Below are 17,069 nucleotides of genomic sequence, written 5' to 3'. Positions count from 1 at the left end.
GTCAAAGGTGTCTTTGCCGCAGGTGACTGTACTACAGTGCCATATAAGCAAATCATCATTGCCACAGGTGAAGGCGCGAAAGCATCACTATCTGCCTTTGATTATATGATCCGTTCTGGTGTATAAATGATTTGATCTAAAAAAGCCCCACATTGTTGGGGCTTTTTTATTGTATTTAGTTTTTGGGTTTATATAAACCATGATCGACAAGGTGTTCACGTAAAATACGTCGTAACTCTAGAACAGCTTCAGGTGTCTCTTGGATTGAGTGACCGCCCGTGAAAATCTTCTCGGAAACGGCGCCATCTAAATGTGCACTTTTATAAGGAACAATCCCATCTGTAATGACATTTGGATCATCACTTTTGGTAATGTTACCCATAATCGAGTGAAAAATTAGTCCATTTTCTGGCGGAATAGAGGCAGTTAACTCCATAAATTTGGATTTTTTACTGAGATCACTTGGCCCATTTTGAATCACATCATTGGTGAGTGTTTTAACGAATTCTTTTAAATCCATGTCATCACTGGTGAGTGTATCTGCCAAAGTGGTCAAGAAGGTTGCAGGGAGTTTGATGATTTTACGTGCCGCCAGTGTAAACCAACGATCGGCAAAATCAGTACCTTTATGTGGAGCAGCCAAGAAAATCGCACGATCAAAATTAGTAATCGGTTCCATTTTGAGTCGTTCACCAATGACAGGGTGTTTACGTAAACGCGTTTGTTGACGGCTACTCATCATGGTGAGTGCCTGCTGGGAAATATCAGCTTTGCTCACCAAGAGTCGGCTGATAATCCCGCCCATACTATGGCCAATTAACACCGCATCTTGGGCTGCTGCATCCTTATCATTCAAGGAGCCAAAAGCTTGTTTTAAAAGCGCATAAATCTGGAAGCGACTTTCTAGAATTGGCATATTGGTTGAGTAAAAGACCTGCCATACTTGATAATGCTCTCGCAATACGGCATCACCCATAATGTCATTGGTTACGGCAATCCATGCTTCTGGGCTGCTGGCAAGACCATGTACCAATACGATTACTTTTTTGTTCGGATTATAGGGTTCCAGCATATATAGATGTGGCATGGTGAGATGCTGATCACGATCAATTAAGGTTAAATAGGCTGCTGCACCTAAATTATTTTCAGCTAACCAAAGACCATAAGGTGCAGAGAAATTGGCGGCAAGCGAATATTCTTTACCTGCAATACTCACTTTCTCTACGCTATAAGGGTCATAAACCTTTACTTCAAAGTTTGGGTTATTTAAAACATCGTTAATCGTTGCGGCGGCATTCTTGGGTTGTGCAATGATGGTTGCAGCCAAATAACGAGCTTTATGAATATTGGGGTTAAGTCCATTCGGATAGCTATAACTTAATGGATCAAGAATATATTTATTTTCACCATGGGCAGCATCCGTTGAAGGAAACACTGCAACGAAATCGGAACCGAAACCATCTCGGCGGTTAATTGCTCTTAAGCCTGAAAAGTTCATGTTATAGCTGGAAATAAATTTTTCCAACTTCATATTTTGTAGACGTTGATAGGACTGAATATCGATGGTGTAGGTGCTTTTGCCAATCTGAATTGTGGGATTAATCGTTTTAGCTGGGTTTCTTAAACTATGCACATTCACCAGTTTGGTTAGAGCTTGATTGTAAAAGTCTCGAATCTGAACCTGACGGTTATCAAAAATGCGTTCTTGCGGTTGGCGTGCTGTTTTGAAAAGATATGCATAGCTATAGCGAATACTTTTGTCTAAAGCTTCTAACTCTTGATCTAAGCATTGCTCATAAGTCTTTTGAATGGTTTTCTGTTCTTCTTCTGGTTTGTGTTTTGTCAATTTACTGATTTTGCATTCGGAAGAATCTGAAAGGGTGAGTGCTTTGGAAAGATATAATTCACTCGCAGTCGATAATAATTGCTCATCCTGAATTTGTGGGATTTTATGTAAGTCTGCAATGCACTCATTTGGTGTTTGCATACACACTTTGGCTTCTTTGCCAGACATCGACAGGACATTGAGGCTGGCTTCGCTGAGCTTTTTTTGCGTAAGAATACTATTACGTTCGTTAGCAATCGTTACATTCACTGCTTGCTGCTTAAGACTGACAACTTGGCAGCCACTGATCAGCATGGTGCTGAATAGAGAGATAAAAAATAAACGTTTATTGGGGGTAAATGCTAGCATGATATGTCAGCAAGTTCGTTGGGAGATTCTTGCTATAATACGAAAATCGAATGTTTTTTCAATGACAGATAAAAAAATAGACTGTACACGACAGTCTATTTTTACAAATCTAACCAGTTCCAATTAGTTGAGAACTTGCCATACATTCCAGCGTTTGCCAGTTTCAACTTCTTTGATCAAGCGGTCAGTCACTTCCGCTTCATCTGGATAGCTTACTTTGTAGTTTTTCAAAGTTTGAATCGCATTTTTCTTTTGCTCTAACCAGAGATAGTTGTTGGCAGCAGAAAGATAAGCTTCTTGAACACCACCTTTCATGGCTTTGTCTAAATAAGGAATGGCTTCACGTTGACCGCCACCTTCAGACAAGCCAAAACCAAACCAGAAGTTAGTTTCTGGGTCATTTGGGTTAATTGCAAGAATACGTTGTGCATAAGTCAAGGATTTTGAGGTGTAAGCGGTACCTAAGTCGAGGTTACGTGCCATCACACTTGCTTTAAAAGCACGCGTCAATACGTCTAGAGAGGCATTTGGCTTTTCAGCTAAAGCATCTAATTTCTGTGTCGTTTCTCTTAACTTGACTTCATAACCTTTACGTTCTTGACGTTCAGGGAAACGAGGTGGGTAGTGGCGGGCTTTACCTTCTACCAGTTGTAAAAAGTCATCAATTTCAGTGACATCAACTTCATTATCACCAGCAAGAACTGCATATTTCATGCTGCGTTGCTTGTTATCAATGGTTGGAATAATCAGTTTGTTGATATCCAGCGTGGTTGATTTTGTTGGATCGCTTTGTAAGGTCACGACCATTTTTGTGACAGGCTGAGCAGCTGCATCTTTGATCGCAACTTCAAAGCTTGGTGGAGCATCATATTTAACTGGATTTAAAGCATAGAATGCAGGAGTTGGATCTGGTTCCTTGAACACAAATGGTTCAGCAACCTTGTCTTTTTTAACTGGGGCGATGCCACAGGCCGTCAAAAAAGAAGTTGAAAGTACAAGTAATGCCAAAGGCTTAAAATTCATGCTTTACATCCATTAATTTTAGTTAAATGAGAAGTAGATCGTTGGTTTCACCAGTCTAGGAAAAGCAAAACCAACTTGCAATGAAAAGCGTGTTACATTTTTTATATATTTGACTATGTTGCTGAAGTTTTGTTCTGTGCTTCGCACTCACGTCTAACTTCTTCAATAATTTTGAGTTCTTCTTTACTCAATGGTTGAGTTTTTGAGTTTTGTGGTTTGAAACTTGGATCAAGTTCAGACAATCGCTTGCAGAGTACATTCATTTGTTGTTCATTTTTCTGCATACGATCTAATAAAACACGAATACCTTCCAGAATTGGATCAGATTGATCTTGGGTCGTGGCATAAGGTTGGAAACCAATGCTTTCAGCATAGTCACGACGGCTAGCTTCGTCTGGTTCAATTTGAGTCTTGTCTTTAAAAATATAGCGGGCAGGGTTGCCGACAGCAGTTACACCTTCTGGAACCTCTTTGGTGACGACAGCATTTGAACCAACCTTAGCGCCTTTATGTACCGTAAATGGTCCTAAGATTTTTGCACCAGCCCCAACCACTACACCATCTTCGAGGGTCGGATGGCGCTTACCTTTATTCCATGTTGTTCCACCTAAGGTCACGCCATGATACAAGGTGACATCATCACCAATTTCAGCTGTTTCACCAATCACCACACCCATGCCATGGTCGATAAAAAAGCGTTTGCCAATTTTTGCACCAGGATGGATTTCAATTCCAGTGGCAAAACGGCTAAATGAGGAGAGTAGGCGAGCACTACCTTTGTATTCTTTTTTCCAGAGTTCATGCGCCATGCGGTGCATGATCAAGGCATGAATCCCTGGGTATGTGGTGAGGACTTCGAGCGTATTGCGGGCCGCGGGATCACGTGCAAATACAGCTTCGATATCTTCTTTTAGCTGTTTAATCATGAGTATGATCCTCCGTATTTGTTTTTTTCCATGAACCTTTGGCAAGCGCCTGTACGCGACTGAAAATCCCGCGCAATAAATGGTACTCCATACGATCTAATTGTATCCTTCCGAACAGGCGACGCAAGCGTAATGGCAATAAACGAGGATTATTCGGATCAAGAAACTCGATTTCTGTCAGCATTTTTTCTAAATGCGGATAGAACTGTTCCATTTGCTGTTGCGTGACTAAAGGCTCATCCCACTCCATGCTTTGTTGCTGTTTGAGTTGCATGTGATCAGTTGCTGTTTCTGTCACTGTGCTGTTTTGTTCCAATGCAGCCATTCTAAGTTCATAACAAACCACTTGAATGGCTTGAGCGACATTCAAAACACCGTATTCAGGATTTACTGGAATGGTTAAGTGATAATTGGCTAAAGCCAATTCTTCATTGGTGAGGCCACGATCTTCACGACCAAATACAATTGCAATATGCTGTGCTTTGGTTGCGGCTTGTAGTGCTTCCTGTGCAGCAGGGCGAACATCCAGTAATGGCCATGGAATAGTGCGGCTACGGGCACTGGTTCCAAAAACCAAATGACAATCTTGAATCGCTTGTTCTAAGGTCTCAACAATTTCAATTTGTTCAATTAAATCTTGTGCACCTGCTGCCAAAGCATCGATATCGGGATGTGGGTAGGTTTTTGGTGCAACCAAGACCAGTTTTGATAAACCCATGGTTTTCATAGCGCGTAAGGCGCTACCAATATTGGCTGGCAGAGTGGTATTGACCATAACAATACGCACATGATCCAAATGTTTGGACACGCTATTTGAGTCAAACAGGTTCATATATCATCCAAAATTAAGAATATTGAGAGACATCGGCTTGGTAAAGATCAAGCGCTTCATCCATAGACATATTGTCTGGTGGCGGTGGCACAACACTGACTTTCGGTGCTTCAGCGACTTTGGCCGCTTTTGATTTTACTTGGTATTCGATGAAGATCGATTCTTTACCAAAATAATCACGAAGCTTACCAAGCAACTCATCCAGTGGCACCACTTTCCATTGCGGACCGAGATGGAGTTCCGCATTTGCAAAGCTTTGTTCTAGTTGAATTTGTAATCCAATGTGCTGGCACATATCGACATTGCAATAAGGCAATAGAATATTTTGCAAATCTTTGGCCAAAGATTTGGTCATGAGATCATGAGGTAGGCGAACCTGAATACTTTGCGCGCGTTTCTGACGAATTTCATTTAAGTTGAAGGCTTTGCTGAGGCGTGCCATTGGGCGATCAAAGCCTTCACGCTCGTAAATTTCACCTTCAATCACCACGACTTGTTCTAAGCGAACAATGTCTTTATAGCGCTGGAAACGTTCGTGGTTACAACTGATCTCAACACGGGCTGTACCATCATCTAGTGTGATCATGATACGGTTTGGGAAGTTGGCAATATCCACCACCAAACCCGCAAAAACCGTGGTAACACCTCGACGAGTCGGCGTCAGTTCATTGAGTTTTGCAGGGATAAATGATTTTAATTCAGGGCGATATACATCAATTGGATGACCTGTGAGGTAGAGACCAAGTGTATCTTTTTCACCTTTTAAACGGACTTCATCCGACCATGGTTTGACGGGCTTGGCGGGTTTGCGCTGAACTTCTTCAACTTCACCAAACAGATCCATAATCCCTGTTTCACGGTTGCTACGTGCTTGTTCAGCCGCTTGTACCGCTTCAGGTAACTGTGCCATCAGGCTAGAGCGTTCAATCCCCAGACAATCCAATGCACCTGCACGGATCAGTGCTTCTAAGGTACGCTTATTGATTTTTTTCAGATCAATACGATGGCAGAAATCAAATAAATCTTTATATGGACCTTCATTGATACGTGAATCGATGACCGATTGCATCGCTTGTTCACCGACACCTTTGATTGCGCCTAAACCATACACAATGGTTGCTTCGTCGCTGGCATGGAAATGATACAAAGACATATTTACGGAAGGTGGCAGTACCTCGAGTTTATTATTACGGCAGTCATCAATCAAAAACACGATACTGTCGGTATTCTGCATTTCCGAAGATAAAACGGCTGCCATAAATTCAGCAGGGTAATGCGCTTTTAACCAAGCTGTGTGGTAGGCAACCAAGGCATAAGCAGCCGCATGGGATTTGTTAAAACCATAGCCGGCGAACTTTTCCATATAGTCGAAGATATGGTTCGCAGTCGCTTCATCAATATCCTTTTTCGATGCACCTTCGATAAAGATCTGGCGCTGTTTCACCATTTCTTCAGGTTTCTTTTTACCCATAGCACGACGGAGTAAATCCGCGCCACCGAGGGTATAGCCAGCACAGAACTGTGCAGCCTGCATCACCTGTTCTTGGTAAACCATAATCCCGTAAGTGGGTTCTAATACACCTTCAAGCAATGGGTGCAGATATTCAAACTCACCCCCATGCATACGATGGATGAAGTCTGGAATCAGATCCATTGGGCCAGGACGATACAAGGAAACGAAGGCAATAATTTCTTCGAATTTACTTGGTCTTGCTTCCTTGAGCATTTTTTTCATGCCCACGGATTCAAACTGGAATACCGCGGTGGTGTTGGCTTCCGCAAAGACTAAATAGGCATCTTTATCGTCAAGTGGGACATTGGAGATATTCAGTGGAATCTCAGATTTGATGCGTTTATTAATATTTTGAATCGCATCTTCAATGACGGTTAAGTTACGTAAGCCCAAGAAGTCGAACTTGACCAGACCCGCGGCTTCAACATCATCTTTATCGTATTGCGCAACACGGTTGGTGCCATCGGCATCACAGAGTACGGCTGAATAATCCGTAATTTTCCCTGGTGCAATTACCACACCACCCGCATGTTTCCCTGTATTACGGGTGATCCCTTCGAGTTTGAGCGCCATTTCCCAAATTTCAGCCGCATCGTCATTGTCAGGGTTGGATGGGTTGGTGACGATATCTTTAAGCTGTGGCTCCATGTCAATCGCTGTGACCAAATCGACACCCAGCGGTTTAGTTGGAATCATTTTGGAAATACGGTCAGCAAGACCATAAGACTTACCTAAGACCCGTGCCACATCTCGAATCGCACCTTTTGCCGCCATGGTACCGAAGGTGGCAATCTGTGATACCGCTTGACGACCATAGTTCTGTGCCACATATTCAATCACACGGTCACGGCCTGCGATACAGAAATCGACGTCGAAGTCGGGCATCGAAACACGTTCTGGGTTTAAGAAACGTTCAAACAGCAGATCATAACGTAAGGGGTCAAGGTCGGTAATTTTTAAACTATAGGCGACGAGGGAGCCTGCACCTGAACCACGGCCAGGGCCAACAGGAACACCGTTATTTTTCGCCCATTGAATAAAGTCCATGACGATCAGGAAGTAGCCAGGGAATCCCATTTTGAGGATAATATCGACTTCGTACTTGATCCGCTCATCATAAGGCTTGCGAATCTCGGCCCAATCCTCATCACGTTCTTCAATTGGATAAAGATGGTTTAAACGTTCTTCTAGGCCCGTGCGTGATAAATGCTCGAAATACGTGTCGATGGTATAGCCATCAGGAATCGGGAAGTCGGGTAAGAAATAGGTGCCGAGTTGCAAGGCAACATTACAGCGCTTTGCGATTTGATAAGTGTTTTCAATCGCACTTGGAATGTCTGAGAACAGCTCAGACATTTGTTCGCCCGTTTTAAAATATTGTTCAATACTGTAATTTTTGGGGCGTTTATCATCACCAAGGACATAACCATCAGCAATACACACCCGTGCTTCATGGGCTTCAAAATCGTCTTGTTCAACAAAGTGCACATCGTTATGTGCGACCACAGCAATGTGATATTTGGCAGCGAGCTTGACCGCTTGCTGAATAAAATCCTCTTCACCAGGGCGATCAGTGCGTGTTAAGGCCAAATAGACACGGTTCCCAAACTTCTCAATCCATGCTTCCAATAAAGGTTCAGCTTTTTGTGGATTAGAAGAGCAGAGCATTTTACCGACATCACTATGCTGTCCAAGCAAGACGATCAAATCATCGGATTGCTCAAGTACCCATTCTTTTTGTACACAGGGGATACTGAGTTGTTGGCCCTCAATAAAGCCACGTGACACAATTTCAGTCAGATTCAGCCAACCTGTGCTGCTGGTTGCCAATAAGGTTGCACGGTGTTCTGCATCGTTGAGTCGAATCACGCTACCTAATATAGGTTTAATGCCTTTTTTTAAGCAAGCCTCATAAAACTTGACTGCGGCATGCAGGTTGGATAAGTCAGTGAGTGCTAAAGCAGGCATCTCATCTTTTATGGCAGCCTTGACCAAATCAGGTATGCGAACAATCGATTCCGTGATCGAAAATTCTGTGTGGATACCGAGATGAACAAACCGCATAGAAGGACTATCCTTTTTCAAAGCAACGCATAGTTTAGCATGCAAACCGAAAATGACATGCCTAATATTTTGGCAAACCGTGTTTTTGCTTTGTTATTTTTATAGAATATTAAAAATTAGTTTTTGATTTTTATGTAAATATAAATATTGGTTTACATAAAGTGTTTTGCCGTTAGAATATAACCGCATAAAAATGTAGCAATGTGAGCCAAATAATGAAATTAAAAAATATCGTACTTTCAATATTATTAACCAGCAGTTTATTTAGCATAAGCCATGCAGATGATGTGCCGTATAGCCCAGAATTGGTACAACAAGCTAAAAATGGTGATGCGATTGCTCAGAATAACTTAGGTGATGCTTATTATTATGGCATTGAAGTCGAACAGGATTTTGGTAAAGCATTAGAGTGGTTTAAGAAGTCTGCAGCAAAGGGTAATGCCGATGCAATTTTCTCTGTCGGTTATATGTATAACTATGGTGAAGGTACTGAGGAAGACAACCCAACCGCTTTAAAATGGTATACCCAAGCAGCGCAGAAAGGGCAGTTAAGAGCACAGTATTATCTCGGTTATATGTATCTGAATGGAGATGAAGGTGTTAAAGCCAATACCAAGAAGGGTTTAGAGTGGATGACCAAGTCTGCTGATGCGGGGCTGGATTTGGCACAAGTTGAGCTCGGTCATCTTTATAAAGAGGGAGATGAAGAGAAAGGTGTTGCTCAGGACTTGAATAAGGCGGTGCATTATTATCAATTGGCTGCTAAGCAAGATGAAGCAGGAGCGATCAATAATCTCGGTATTTTCTACTTAGAAGGGAATAGCGTGATTAAGCAGGACTATAAAGAAGCGATGCGCTTATTTAGTTTGGCATCCAAAGCGGAAGAGGCTTTAGGTTCTTATAATATGGCGTACATGTATGAAGAAGGCAAAGGCGTCGCGAAGAATTATAAAAAAGCGGTTGAATTTTATGAGCTGGCTTTTTCACAAGATGAAATGGATGCCTTGCTGTCTCTATCTCGTTTGTATGAAAAAGGCGGGTTTGGTTTGACCAAAAACTTAAAGAAAGCCAAAGAATACGAAGATTTATGGGATACCCTTCAATCAGCTGACGATTAATATGCTTTGATGGTGAATATGAAAATGAGGTATCTCCGCAAAAGATACCTCATAACTTAAATTTAGCGCATTTTTGCCAAGAAACGGCCTAAGCGATTAATAGCTTCACGCAGTTCATTTTCGGCAGGCAAGAACACCACGCGGAAGTGATCCGGTGTTGGCCAGTTAAAGCCAGTACCTTGAACCAGCAGCACTTTTTCGGCCTTTAAAAGATCCAGCATCAGTTTTTCATCATCTTCAATTGGATAAACTGTTGGATCAAGTTTAGGGAAGCAGTACATCGCACCATCAGGTTTAACACAGCTCAGACCTGGGATTTCATTCAGCATTTCCCATGCAATATTGCGTTGTTCGTATAAGCGACCGCCTGGGCGAATCAAATCATTAATCGACTGATAACCGCCGAGCGCAGTTTGGATCGCATATTGTGCTTGGTGATTGGCACATAGACGCATGGAAGCCAACATGTCTAAGCCTTCGATATAGTCAGCCGCACGTGCTTTGTTGCCTGTGATTGCCATCCAACCCGCGCGATAACCTGCAATACGGTAGGCTTTTGACAAACCATTGAATGAAATACACAGTTGATCGCCAGCCAAAGCTGCAACTGCCACATGCTCAATGCCGTCATAAACGATTTTGTCGTAAATTTCATCGGCAAATAAAATCAGGTCATGTTTTTTCGCTAGGGCAACAATTTGCTCCAACACATGGCGTGGATAGACGGAACCTGTTGGGTTGTTCGGATTGATAATTACAATACCACGCGTATTTGGTGTGATTTTGCTTTCCATATCCGCAATGTCTGGATACCAATAATTTTCAGAATCACATTTATAGTGAATTGCAGTTCCACCTGAAAGATTCACTGCCGCTGTCCATAGTGGATAGTCGGGCATAGGTACCAGCATTTCATCGCCGTCATCAAGCAGACCTTGCATCGCCATCACAATCAGTTCAGAAACACCATTTCCGACATACACATCATTGACATGCATATCAAAGATACCTTTCTGCTGGTAATACTGGCAGATGGCTTTACGTGCAGGGAAAATCCCTTTTGAATCGGTATAGCCAATTGCATTTGGAAGGTTTAATGCAACATCGTTAATAATTTCTTGAGGGGCTTCAAAACCAAAAGGTGCAGGGTTGCCGATATTTAGCTTGATGATCTTATGTCCTTGCTCCTCCATTTCATTGGCGGCGCGTAATACTGGTCCACGAATGTCATAACAAACATGCTCAAGCTTAGATGATTTTTTAATTTCTCGGCTTGATTGATTAGACTGGGAAACAACAGTATTTTTTGACATAGCTGGATTCACTTTTGCATATCGGTATAAATAACTTTTAAAGGTTTCTACACTTACCAAATTCAGATCGTGTTGATCTCTCAACAATTCAACAATTTTTTCATGAGTAAAACCTGATTGTTGATATTGTCTGATCGTTGGTAAGAGGTTTTGAAAAACCACACTTTTTTTCTGAGACATTGTTTGTCCTATATCACCGTGCGAAATAAGCATAACACTATATTTGCTCACGAAGAAGACAATATTGTTAAAAGTTGCTTACTTTTGATTTTTAATTTGCTTTCTTTTTGCTATTAATAATTAAAGTGTTTAAATTTCACTAAATTATACGATCTGAGACTAGAGTTTTTTTTTTGAATGGCGTAAATATAAAACCTGATCATTAAGATAGTTCTAACATCAGAATAAAAGGTGCAGGTTATGGGAAAAGTGAATAAAACGGACCGAGAATGGCAAAGAGAATTATCACCTGAAGAATATCGCATCACTCGTCAAAAGGGCACAGAACCCGCATTTACTGGGCAATATTGGAACAATAAACAACATGGTACTTATGTTTGCCGTTGTTGCGGTGCGGAATTATTTTCTTCAGAAACAAAATATGATAGTGGTTGTGGTTGGCCGAGCTTTTTTAAACCTATTGATAGTGTTGCAATCGAAGAACATGAAGATGTATCACACGGTATGGTCAGAACAGAAATTGTCTGCCATGATTGCGATGCACATTTGGGCCATGTGTTTGAGGATGGTCCACAGCCGACAGGACTGCGTTATTGCGTGAATTCGGCATCATTACAACTTAAAACAGAAGAAAAGAACGACGAGGAAACGTATCCATGAGTAACATTTATCAGTTTGAAGCTGAATTGTTAGAGGGAGAAACAAAAGCGCTCGCTGATTATAAAGGCAAGGTCATGCTGATTGTAAATACTGCCAGCAAGTGTGGTTTTACTCCGCAGTTTGCGGGACTTGAGAAACTTTATGAAAAATATAATGCTCAAGGCTTAGAGGTTTTAGGATTTCCATGTAATCAATTTGGAGGACAAGACCCAGGCACCAATAAGGAAATCGGGGCATTTTGTCAGCGCAATTATGGCGTCAGTTTTCCCATGTTTGCCAAGGTGGATGTGAAAGGACCTGAAGCACATGTGATTTTCCGTTATTTAACGCGTGAAGCGAAGGGGCTTTTGGGGAGTCGTAATATCAAATGGAATTTTACCAAGTTTTTGGTGGGGCGTAATGGTGAGGTTTTAGAGCGTTATGCACCTACTACCAAGCCAGATGCCCTAGAAGCTGATATTGAAAAAGCATTAGCGAAGAAATAAATGAGCAAAGTTTTGGTTGAGGTTTGAATTCTTTTGGACTCAACTGTTGAATTCTGGAGTGATCCAGACATGCCTTATGTGGAAACGCGTAGGGCATGTCAAAGTCGAATCTGCTATAAATCACATAGCCATCCGACCTTTTCGATTGGCGCAGTAGATGCGGGACAAAGTCATTTTTCAAGTTTTTTTGCCCAAGACCAACTGATTCAGGCTGGCAGTATTGTTGTTATTCCAGCTCATGTAGAACACTCCTGTAATCCTTTGCCAAATCAGGCATGGAGCTACCAGATGATGCATTTGGATGCGGCATGGTTGACTGCATTGATAGAGGAGCTGCAACATCATACGGATCTAAACGTTGATTTTGATGCGCCGTATTTACCTCAATTAAAACCTAGTGTTATAAATGAGCTGAGTGTTTATCAGGCATTTTCGAGCTTAAATGCAGTTTTGTTTAATCCACAAATTTCACTATTAGAAAAAGAACATCATTTAATTCAGGTGTTAACCCATATATTACTCCCTTATTTTAACTGGGAGACAATTGAACCTCCTCGCTATTTTCAACAGTATTTACCTAATTTACTTGAATGTCTCGAGGACAATATTGAGGGACTGTCACTGCAACAGCTTGCTGAAAAGATGCAACTCAGCCGTTATGTATTAATTCGTTTATTTAAACATTATTTTGGCTTAACACCGCATGCCTATCAATTGAATGATAAGGTCAATCAAGCCCGTCAACGCTTGAGAAAAGGATGTGATTTAGCGCAATTGGCATACGAACTGGATTTTACTGATCAAAGTCATTTTCATCGCGTTTTTAAACAACATACTGGCATAACCCCTAAACAATATTATAAAAAATCTTAGTCCACGCAATTTTATACAAGAACGAAACGCAACACTTTTTTAAGCTGACTCCAATTTATTTGGAGAGTAGTTATGGAGCTGTTTCTGAGCATTGCGATTACACATTTTATTGCGTTACTGACACCCGGCGCAGATTTCTTTCTAATTTTGAAAACCTTGATGCAGAGTCAGAAAAAGGCTGCGAGATTTACCTGTGCAGGCATTGCGCTGGGGAATGCCATCATACTGATCAGCATTTATTTGAGTCTATTTATCATTGGTCAGGTGAATACAGCGTTATTCATCCTTATGAAGTGGTTGGGTGTTGTTTATTTTGCTTATGTGGCTTTTCAATGTTTCCGTTTGGCTCAATCAGCACAGAGGGTTAAGCAACTTGCTGAACAACGCGTTGATCAACCGCAAAAGTATGCTGAGTTGAAGGCTTTTCTATCAGGCCTACTTTCAAGTTTGTTAAACCCGAAAAATTTGATGTTCTATACGGTATTGGTAATCTTGATTTATCCGCAATATAATTTTGTTCAAAATGCTTTACTGTGTTTTTGGATGGTGGGTTTGGTGCTGATCTGGAATCTCGCTATCGTTCAATTGATCGGTTCAAACATTTACCTGTCTTGGTTGAATCGGCATCTGCGCCATTTATATTATTTAGCAGGATTCAGTTTTTTGTTGTTTATGCTGGTACTGATCATATATTAAATAAAAAGACGGTCAAATGACCGTCTTTTTATGCGAGTTTATTGAGTCTGTTCAACAGATTGAGGTGGTGTCTTCCTAAAGCTATGGATCTTGCGATTTATATCATCGATAAAGGTGTACACCACAGGAATCACCAATAACGATAAGAAGGTACTGGTAATCAGGCCGCCAATGACTGAGATTGCCATTGGTGCACGGAAGCTTGGATCAGTCCCAATGCCGAGCGCAATTGGCAGCATTCCTGCACCCATTGCCAGCGTAGTCATGATGATCGGGCGTGCCCGTTTATGGCAGGCATCCAATAATGCATTGAATCGCGAATAATGCTTTTCATTCCTTGCGATAATTGCATAATCGACCAGTAGAATCGAGTTCTTACTGGCAATCCCCATCAGCATAATCAGACCAATTAAACTTGGCATCGAGAAACTACTTTTGGCTAACAGCAGCATCACGAATGCACCACCCAGTGATAGAGGTAAGGCCACCAGAATGGTAATTGGCTGCAAGAAGTCTTTAAATAACAATACTAATACGACGTAGATACATAAAACGCCTGTCAGCATCGCTAAACCAAAACTAGAGAACAGTTCCTGCATCACCTCAGCATCACCAATATTGGTACGCTTTACTGTAGGGGGGAGATTCTTCATAGTTGGTAGTTGATCGACTTTGGCAGCAATATCCCCTAAAGGTTGATTATTCAGCTCAATATTAAAATTAATATTCCGCAAACGGTTGAAGCGGTCAATTTGTGATGGACCACTCTCGATATTAACATCCGCAATGGTACCGAGCATCACAGGACCTCGACTCCCTTTCACCATCAGGCGTTTCATGAGCTCCTGATCTTGACGAGCAGCCAATGGCAGTTTAATCACTACAGGTACTTGGCGTTGAGACAGATTGAGTTTTGCCAAGTTTTGATCGAAGTCACCCGCAGTCGCAATGCGTAAAGTTTCCGCAATATCGTAGGTGGTCACACCTAAATCAGCTGCTTTGGCAAAGTCTGGACGAATTACTAATTCGGGGCGAATCAAAGCCGCACTGGAGGTGATACTGCCTACATTTGGAATGGTACGTAATTCACGTTCAAGGCTACGGGCAGTTGCCATTAATGCTTCTGGATCATCACCTGATAAAGCCAGTTGGTATTGACTATTATTACCCGCTAAACCGACTTGAATACGTGCACCCGGAACTGGGGCAAGACGTTGGCGTAGTTGCTCCTCAATGTCTTGTAAGCTGGCACTACGATCAGAACGTTCCGTGGTTTGAATGGTCAGGGTCGCTTTGCGTGGCTCACTGGATGCACCACCGGCAAAAGGATCTGTTCCCGCAGCACCACCACCAATGGTGGTATAGATGCTTTTAATCTCGGGATGATCTTTAATCAGTGTACGTGCATATTCAGCAGTGTTGAGTGTGTCTGCAAACTGTGAACCTGGGGTAAGCTCCAAACGAACCTGCGTTTGTCCTGTATCGGGTGGAGGAACAAAACCTGTTGGCAACAATGGAATCAGTAAAACTGAACAGACGAAGAAGGCAATTGCACCACTTAAAGTGAACCAACGATGATTGAGGCACCATGTCACCAATCGCATATAGCCACGCATGACTTTACCATCTTTGGCGCGGTCTTTGGCAAGACTGCTGCTGCCTTGGTCGCTTATGACTTGGGCTGATGTAGATTCATCCTGTGGTTCGACTTTGCCTATCCAAGGTTTTAGGAGATAGGCGGACATCATCGGGGTGAGTAAACGCGCAACAAGTAGTGAAGCAAAAATTGCTAATGCCGCTGTCCAACCAAATTGAACAAAGAATTTACCTGCAATACCACTCATAAAAGCCGTGGGTAGGAATACCGCAATTAGCGTAAATGTTGTGGCAATTACGGCCAGACCAATTTCATCGGCTGCTTCCATGGCTGCTTCGTAAGGTGTTTTCCCCATACGTAAATGCCGGATGATATTTTCAATCTCAACAATGGCATCATCAACCAGAATCCCCACCACCAGTGACATGGCTAAAAGCGTAACAGTATTGAGGGTAAAGCCAAAAAAATACATGCCAATTAAAGCAGGCAAAATCGATAATGGCAGGGCAGTTGCAGCAATGATAGTGGCACGCCAGTCACGTAAGAATAACCAGACCACCAAGATCGCTAAGATTGCACCCTCGTACAGCAGTGACATTGAACCTTCGTAGTTATCCTGAACAGGTTTTACAAAGTTAAATGCTTCAGTAATTTTGATATCGGGATGTGCCGCTTTGAGTTTATCTAGAGCAACAACAACCCCTTTTTCAACATCGACTTCACTGGCACCCTTACTACGCGTGATTTCAAAGCCAATCACTGGTTGGCCATTCAATAAGGCTGCAGAGCGCCGTTCAGCCATGCCATCACGAACAGTTGCAACCTGATCCAAACGAATATGTCGGCCATCGCTGAGGGCAATATCCATTGCACCAATTTCAGCAGCGGTTTTTACCGTCGCAATGGTACGGATGGATTGTTCACTGCCTCCAATTTTGGTTTGGCCGCCAGAAGCATCTTGCTGAATCAAACGTAGTTGACGGGTAATGTCGGTTGCAGTTGCATTTAGCGCCAACAGTTTTTCAGGATCGAGTTCGACTTCAACTTGACGTGTGACACCACCAACACGAGCGACAGCGCCAACACCTTTGACTTGTAACATGGCACGGGCAATATCATAGTCTACGAACCATGACAGCGCTTCTTCATCCATCTTTGGTGATTGGATGGTGTAGGTCAGAATCGGGGAACCAGAAAGATTGATCTTACTGACAATTGGGTCTCTCAGATCGGCAGGGAGGTCAGAACGTACTTGTGACACGGCATTACGTACATCATCAACTGCTTCTTGCAGTGGCTTTTCTAGTTGAAATTCTGCTGTGACAGTGACGACACCATCTTGAATGTTGGTGTACTGATTCCTTAAACCTTGCAAGGTTGCGATTGAGTTTTCAATCTTACGTGCGACTTCGGTTTCAAGTTGCGGTGGTGCAGCACCAGGTAGGGCCGCAGTTACCGTCACCATGGGGAGCTCAATGTCGGGGAACTGCTGGATCTTCATCCATTTAAAACACAGCAATCCTGCCAAACCCAGCATAATAAATAACAGGATGCCGGGAATAGGATTGCGGATCGACCAAGCGGAGAAATTCATG

12 protein-coding genes and 1 pseudogene are annotated in these 17,069 nt (G+C 42.4%); 6 read left to right on the top strand and 7 right to left on the bottom strand.

Translation table 11 applies throughout. From position 1 onward, the window contains the following. A pseudogene (locus F957_RS21535) lies at nucleotides 1–126 on the top strand (FAD-dependent oxidoreductase); the annotation flags it as partial. Nucleotides 127–175: 49 nt separating this feature from the next. On the opposite strand, the gene F957_RS02095 reads toward F957_RS21535, so the two are convergent. The 5 genes from F957_RS02095 to dnaE form a co-directional block, all read right to left on the bottom strand. Next, nucleotides 176–2,194 carry an esterase/lipase family protein gene (locus tag F957_RS02095; RefSeq protein WP_016543255.1) on the bottom strand — a complete coding sequence of 673 codons (2,019 nt, stop codon included), beginning with the start codon at nucleotides 2,192–2,194 and terminating at the stop codon, nucleotides 176–178. 123 nt (nucleotides 2,195–2,317) lie between these two features. Next, nucleotides 2,318–3,217, bottom strand: a complete 900-nt coding sequence (locus F957_RS02100; protein ID WP_016543256.1) for an ABUW_2363 family tetratricopeptide repeat lipoprotein — start codon at nucleotides 3,215–3,217, stop codon at nucleotides 2,318–2,320. Between the two features lie 113 nt (nucleotides 3,218–3,330). Next, on the bottom strand, nucleotides 3,331–4,143 hold the full coding sequence (gene cysE / locus F957_RS02105; RefSeq protein WP_016543257.1) for a serine O-acetyltransferase: 813 nt from the start codon (nucleotides 4,141–4,143) through the stop codon (nucleotides 3,331–3,333). Beyond that, nucleotides 4,136–4,975, bottom strand: coding sequence for an RNA methyltransferase (locus F957_RS02110; protein WP_016543258.1), 840 nt, complete (start codon nucleotides 4,973–4,975; stop codon nucleotides 4,136–4,138). The genes cysE and F957_RS02110 overlap by 8 nt, the downstream gene beginning before the upstream one ends. A 13-nt stretch (nucleotides 4,976–4,988) precedes the next feature. Beyond that, entirely contained in the window at nucleotides 4,989–8,552 is a 3,564-nt protein-coding gene (dnaE, locus tag F957_RS02115) for a DNA polymerase III subunit alpha (RefSeq protein WP_016543259.1), read from the bottom strand. Between the two features lie 215 nt (nucleotides 8,553–8,767). Here dnaE and F957_RS02120 point away from each other — a divergent pair, with 215 nt between their 5' ends. Then, nucleotides 8,768–9,670: a tetratricopeptide repeat protein gene (locus tag F957_RS02120; RefSeq protein ID WP_016543260.1), complete on the top strand. Its 903-nt coding sequence runs from the start codon at nucleotides 8,768–8,770 to the stop codon at nucleotides 9,668–9,670. Between the two features lie 62 nt (nucleotides 9,671–9,732). On the opposite strand, the gene F957_RS02125 is transcribed toward F957_RS02120, so the two are convergent. Continuing rightward, on the bottom strand, nucleotides 9,733–11,163 hold the full coding sequence (locus tag F957_RS02125) for a pyridoxal phosphate-dependent aminotransferase (protein WP_016543261.1): 1,431 nt from the start codon (nucleotides 11,161–11,163) through the stop codon (nucleotides 9,733–9,735). 240 nt (nucleotides 11,164–11,403) lie between these two features. Here F957_RS02125 and msrB point away from each other — a divergent pair, with 240 nt between their 5' ends. From msrB to F957_RS02145, 4 genes are all read left to right on the top strand, one after another. Continuing rightward, on the top strand, nucleotides 11,404–11,823 hold the full coding sequence (gene msrB, locus F957_RS02130) for a peptide-methionine (R)-S-oxide reductase MsrB (RefSeq protein WP_016543262.1): 420 nt from the start codon (nucleotides 11,404–11,406) through the stop codon (nucleotides 11,821–11,823). Next, the gene (locus tag F957_RS02135) at nucleotides 11,820–12,308 is read left to right on the top strand and encodes a glutathione peroxidase (protein ID WP_016543263.1); all 489 of its coding nucleotides are present in this window, start codon (nucleotides 11,820–11,822) and stop codon (nucleotides 12,306–12,308) included. Before msrB ends, F957_RS02135 begins: the two co-directional genes overlap by 4 nt. A gap of 33 nt (nucleotides 12,309–12,341) precedes the next feature. Further along, complete coding sequence (locus tag F957_RS02140) at nucleotides 12,342–13,181, top strand: AraC family transcriptional regulator (RefSeq protein WP_016543264.1); 840 nt, start codon at nucleotides 12,342–12,344, stop codon at nucleotides 13,179–13,181. Nucleotides 13,182–13,253: 72 nt separating this feature from the next. Continuing rightward, nucleotides 13,254–13,877: a LysE family translocator gene (locus F957_RS02145; RefSeq protein ID WP_016543265.1), complete on the top strand. Its 624-nt coding sequence runs from the start codon at nucleotides 13,254–13,256 to the stop codon at nucleotides 13,875–13,877. A gap of 38 nt (nucleotides 13,878–13,915) precedes the next feature. Here the strand turns inward: F957_RS02145 and F957_RS02150 are convergent, their stop codons facing one another. Continuing rightward, on the bottom strand, nucleotides 13,916–17,068 hold the full coding sequence (locus F957_RS02150; RefSeq protein ID WP_016543266.1) for an efflux RND transporter permease subunit: 3,153 nt from the start codon (nucleotides 17,066–17,068) through the stop codon (nucleotides 13,916–13,918). Nucleotide 17,069: the final 1 nt, after the last annotated feature.

This window comes from Acinetobacter gyllenbergii CIP 110306 = MTCC 11365, from assembly GCF_000413855.1.
In the GTDB taxonomy this organism is placed as follows: Bacteria; Pseudomonadota; Gammaproteobacteria; order Pseudomonadales; family Moraxellaceae; genus Acinetobacter; species Acinetobacter gyllenbergii.
The sequence above is the reverse complement of the archived record's forward strand: the minus strand, read 5'-3'. Positions and strand labels throughout refer to the sequence as shown.

Coding starts and splice junctions, on each gene's coding strand:
- F957_RS02095 (WP_016543255.1), bottom strand. CDS start 2,194: ATGCTAGCATTTACCCCCAATAAACGTTTATTTTTTATCTCTCTATTC.
- F957_RS02100 (WP_016543256.1), bottom strand. CDS start 3,217: ATGAATTTTAAGCCTTTGGCATTACTTGTACTTTCAACTTCTTTTTTG.
- cysE (WP_016543257.1), bottom strand. CDS start 4,143: ATGATTAAACAGCTAAAAGAAGATATCGAAGCTGTATTTGCACGTGAT.
- F957_RS02110 (WP_016543258.1), bottom strand. CDS start 4,975: ATGAACCTGTTTGACTCAAATAGCGTGTCCAAACATTTGGATCATGTG.
- dnaE (WP_016543259.1), bottom strand. CDS start 8,552: ATGCGGTTTGTTCATCTCGGTATCCACACAGAATTTTCGATCACGGAA.
- F957_RS02120 (WP_016543260.1), top strand. CDS start 8,768: ATGAAATTAAAAAATATCGTACTTTCAATATTATTAACCAGCAGTTTA.
- F957_RS02125 (WP_016543261.1), bottom strand. CDS start 11,163: ATGTCTCAGAAAAAAAGTGTGGTTTTTCAAAACCTCTTACCAACGATC.
- msrB (WP_016543262.1), top strand. CDS start 11,404: ATGGGAAAAGTGAATAAAACGGACCGAGAATGGCAAAGAGAATTATCA.
- F957_RS02135 (WP_016543263.1), top strand. CDS start 11,820: ATGAGTAACATTTATCAGTTTGAAGCTGAATTGTTAGAGGGAGAAACA.
- F957_RS02145 (WP_016543265.1), top strand. CDS start 13,254: ATGGAGCTGTTTCTGAGCATTGCGATTACACATTTTATTGCGTTACTG.
- F957_RS02150 (WP_016543266.1), bottom strand. CDS start 17,068: ATGAATTTCTCCGCTTGGTCGATCCGCAATCCTATTCCCGGCATCCTG.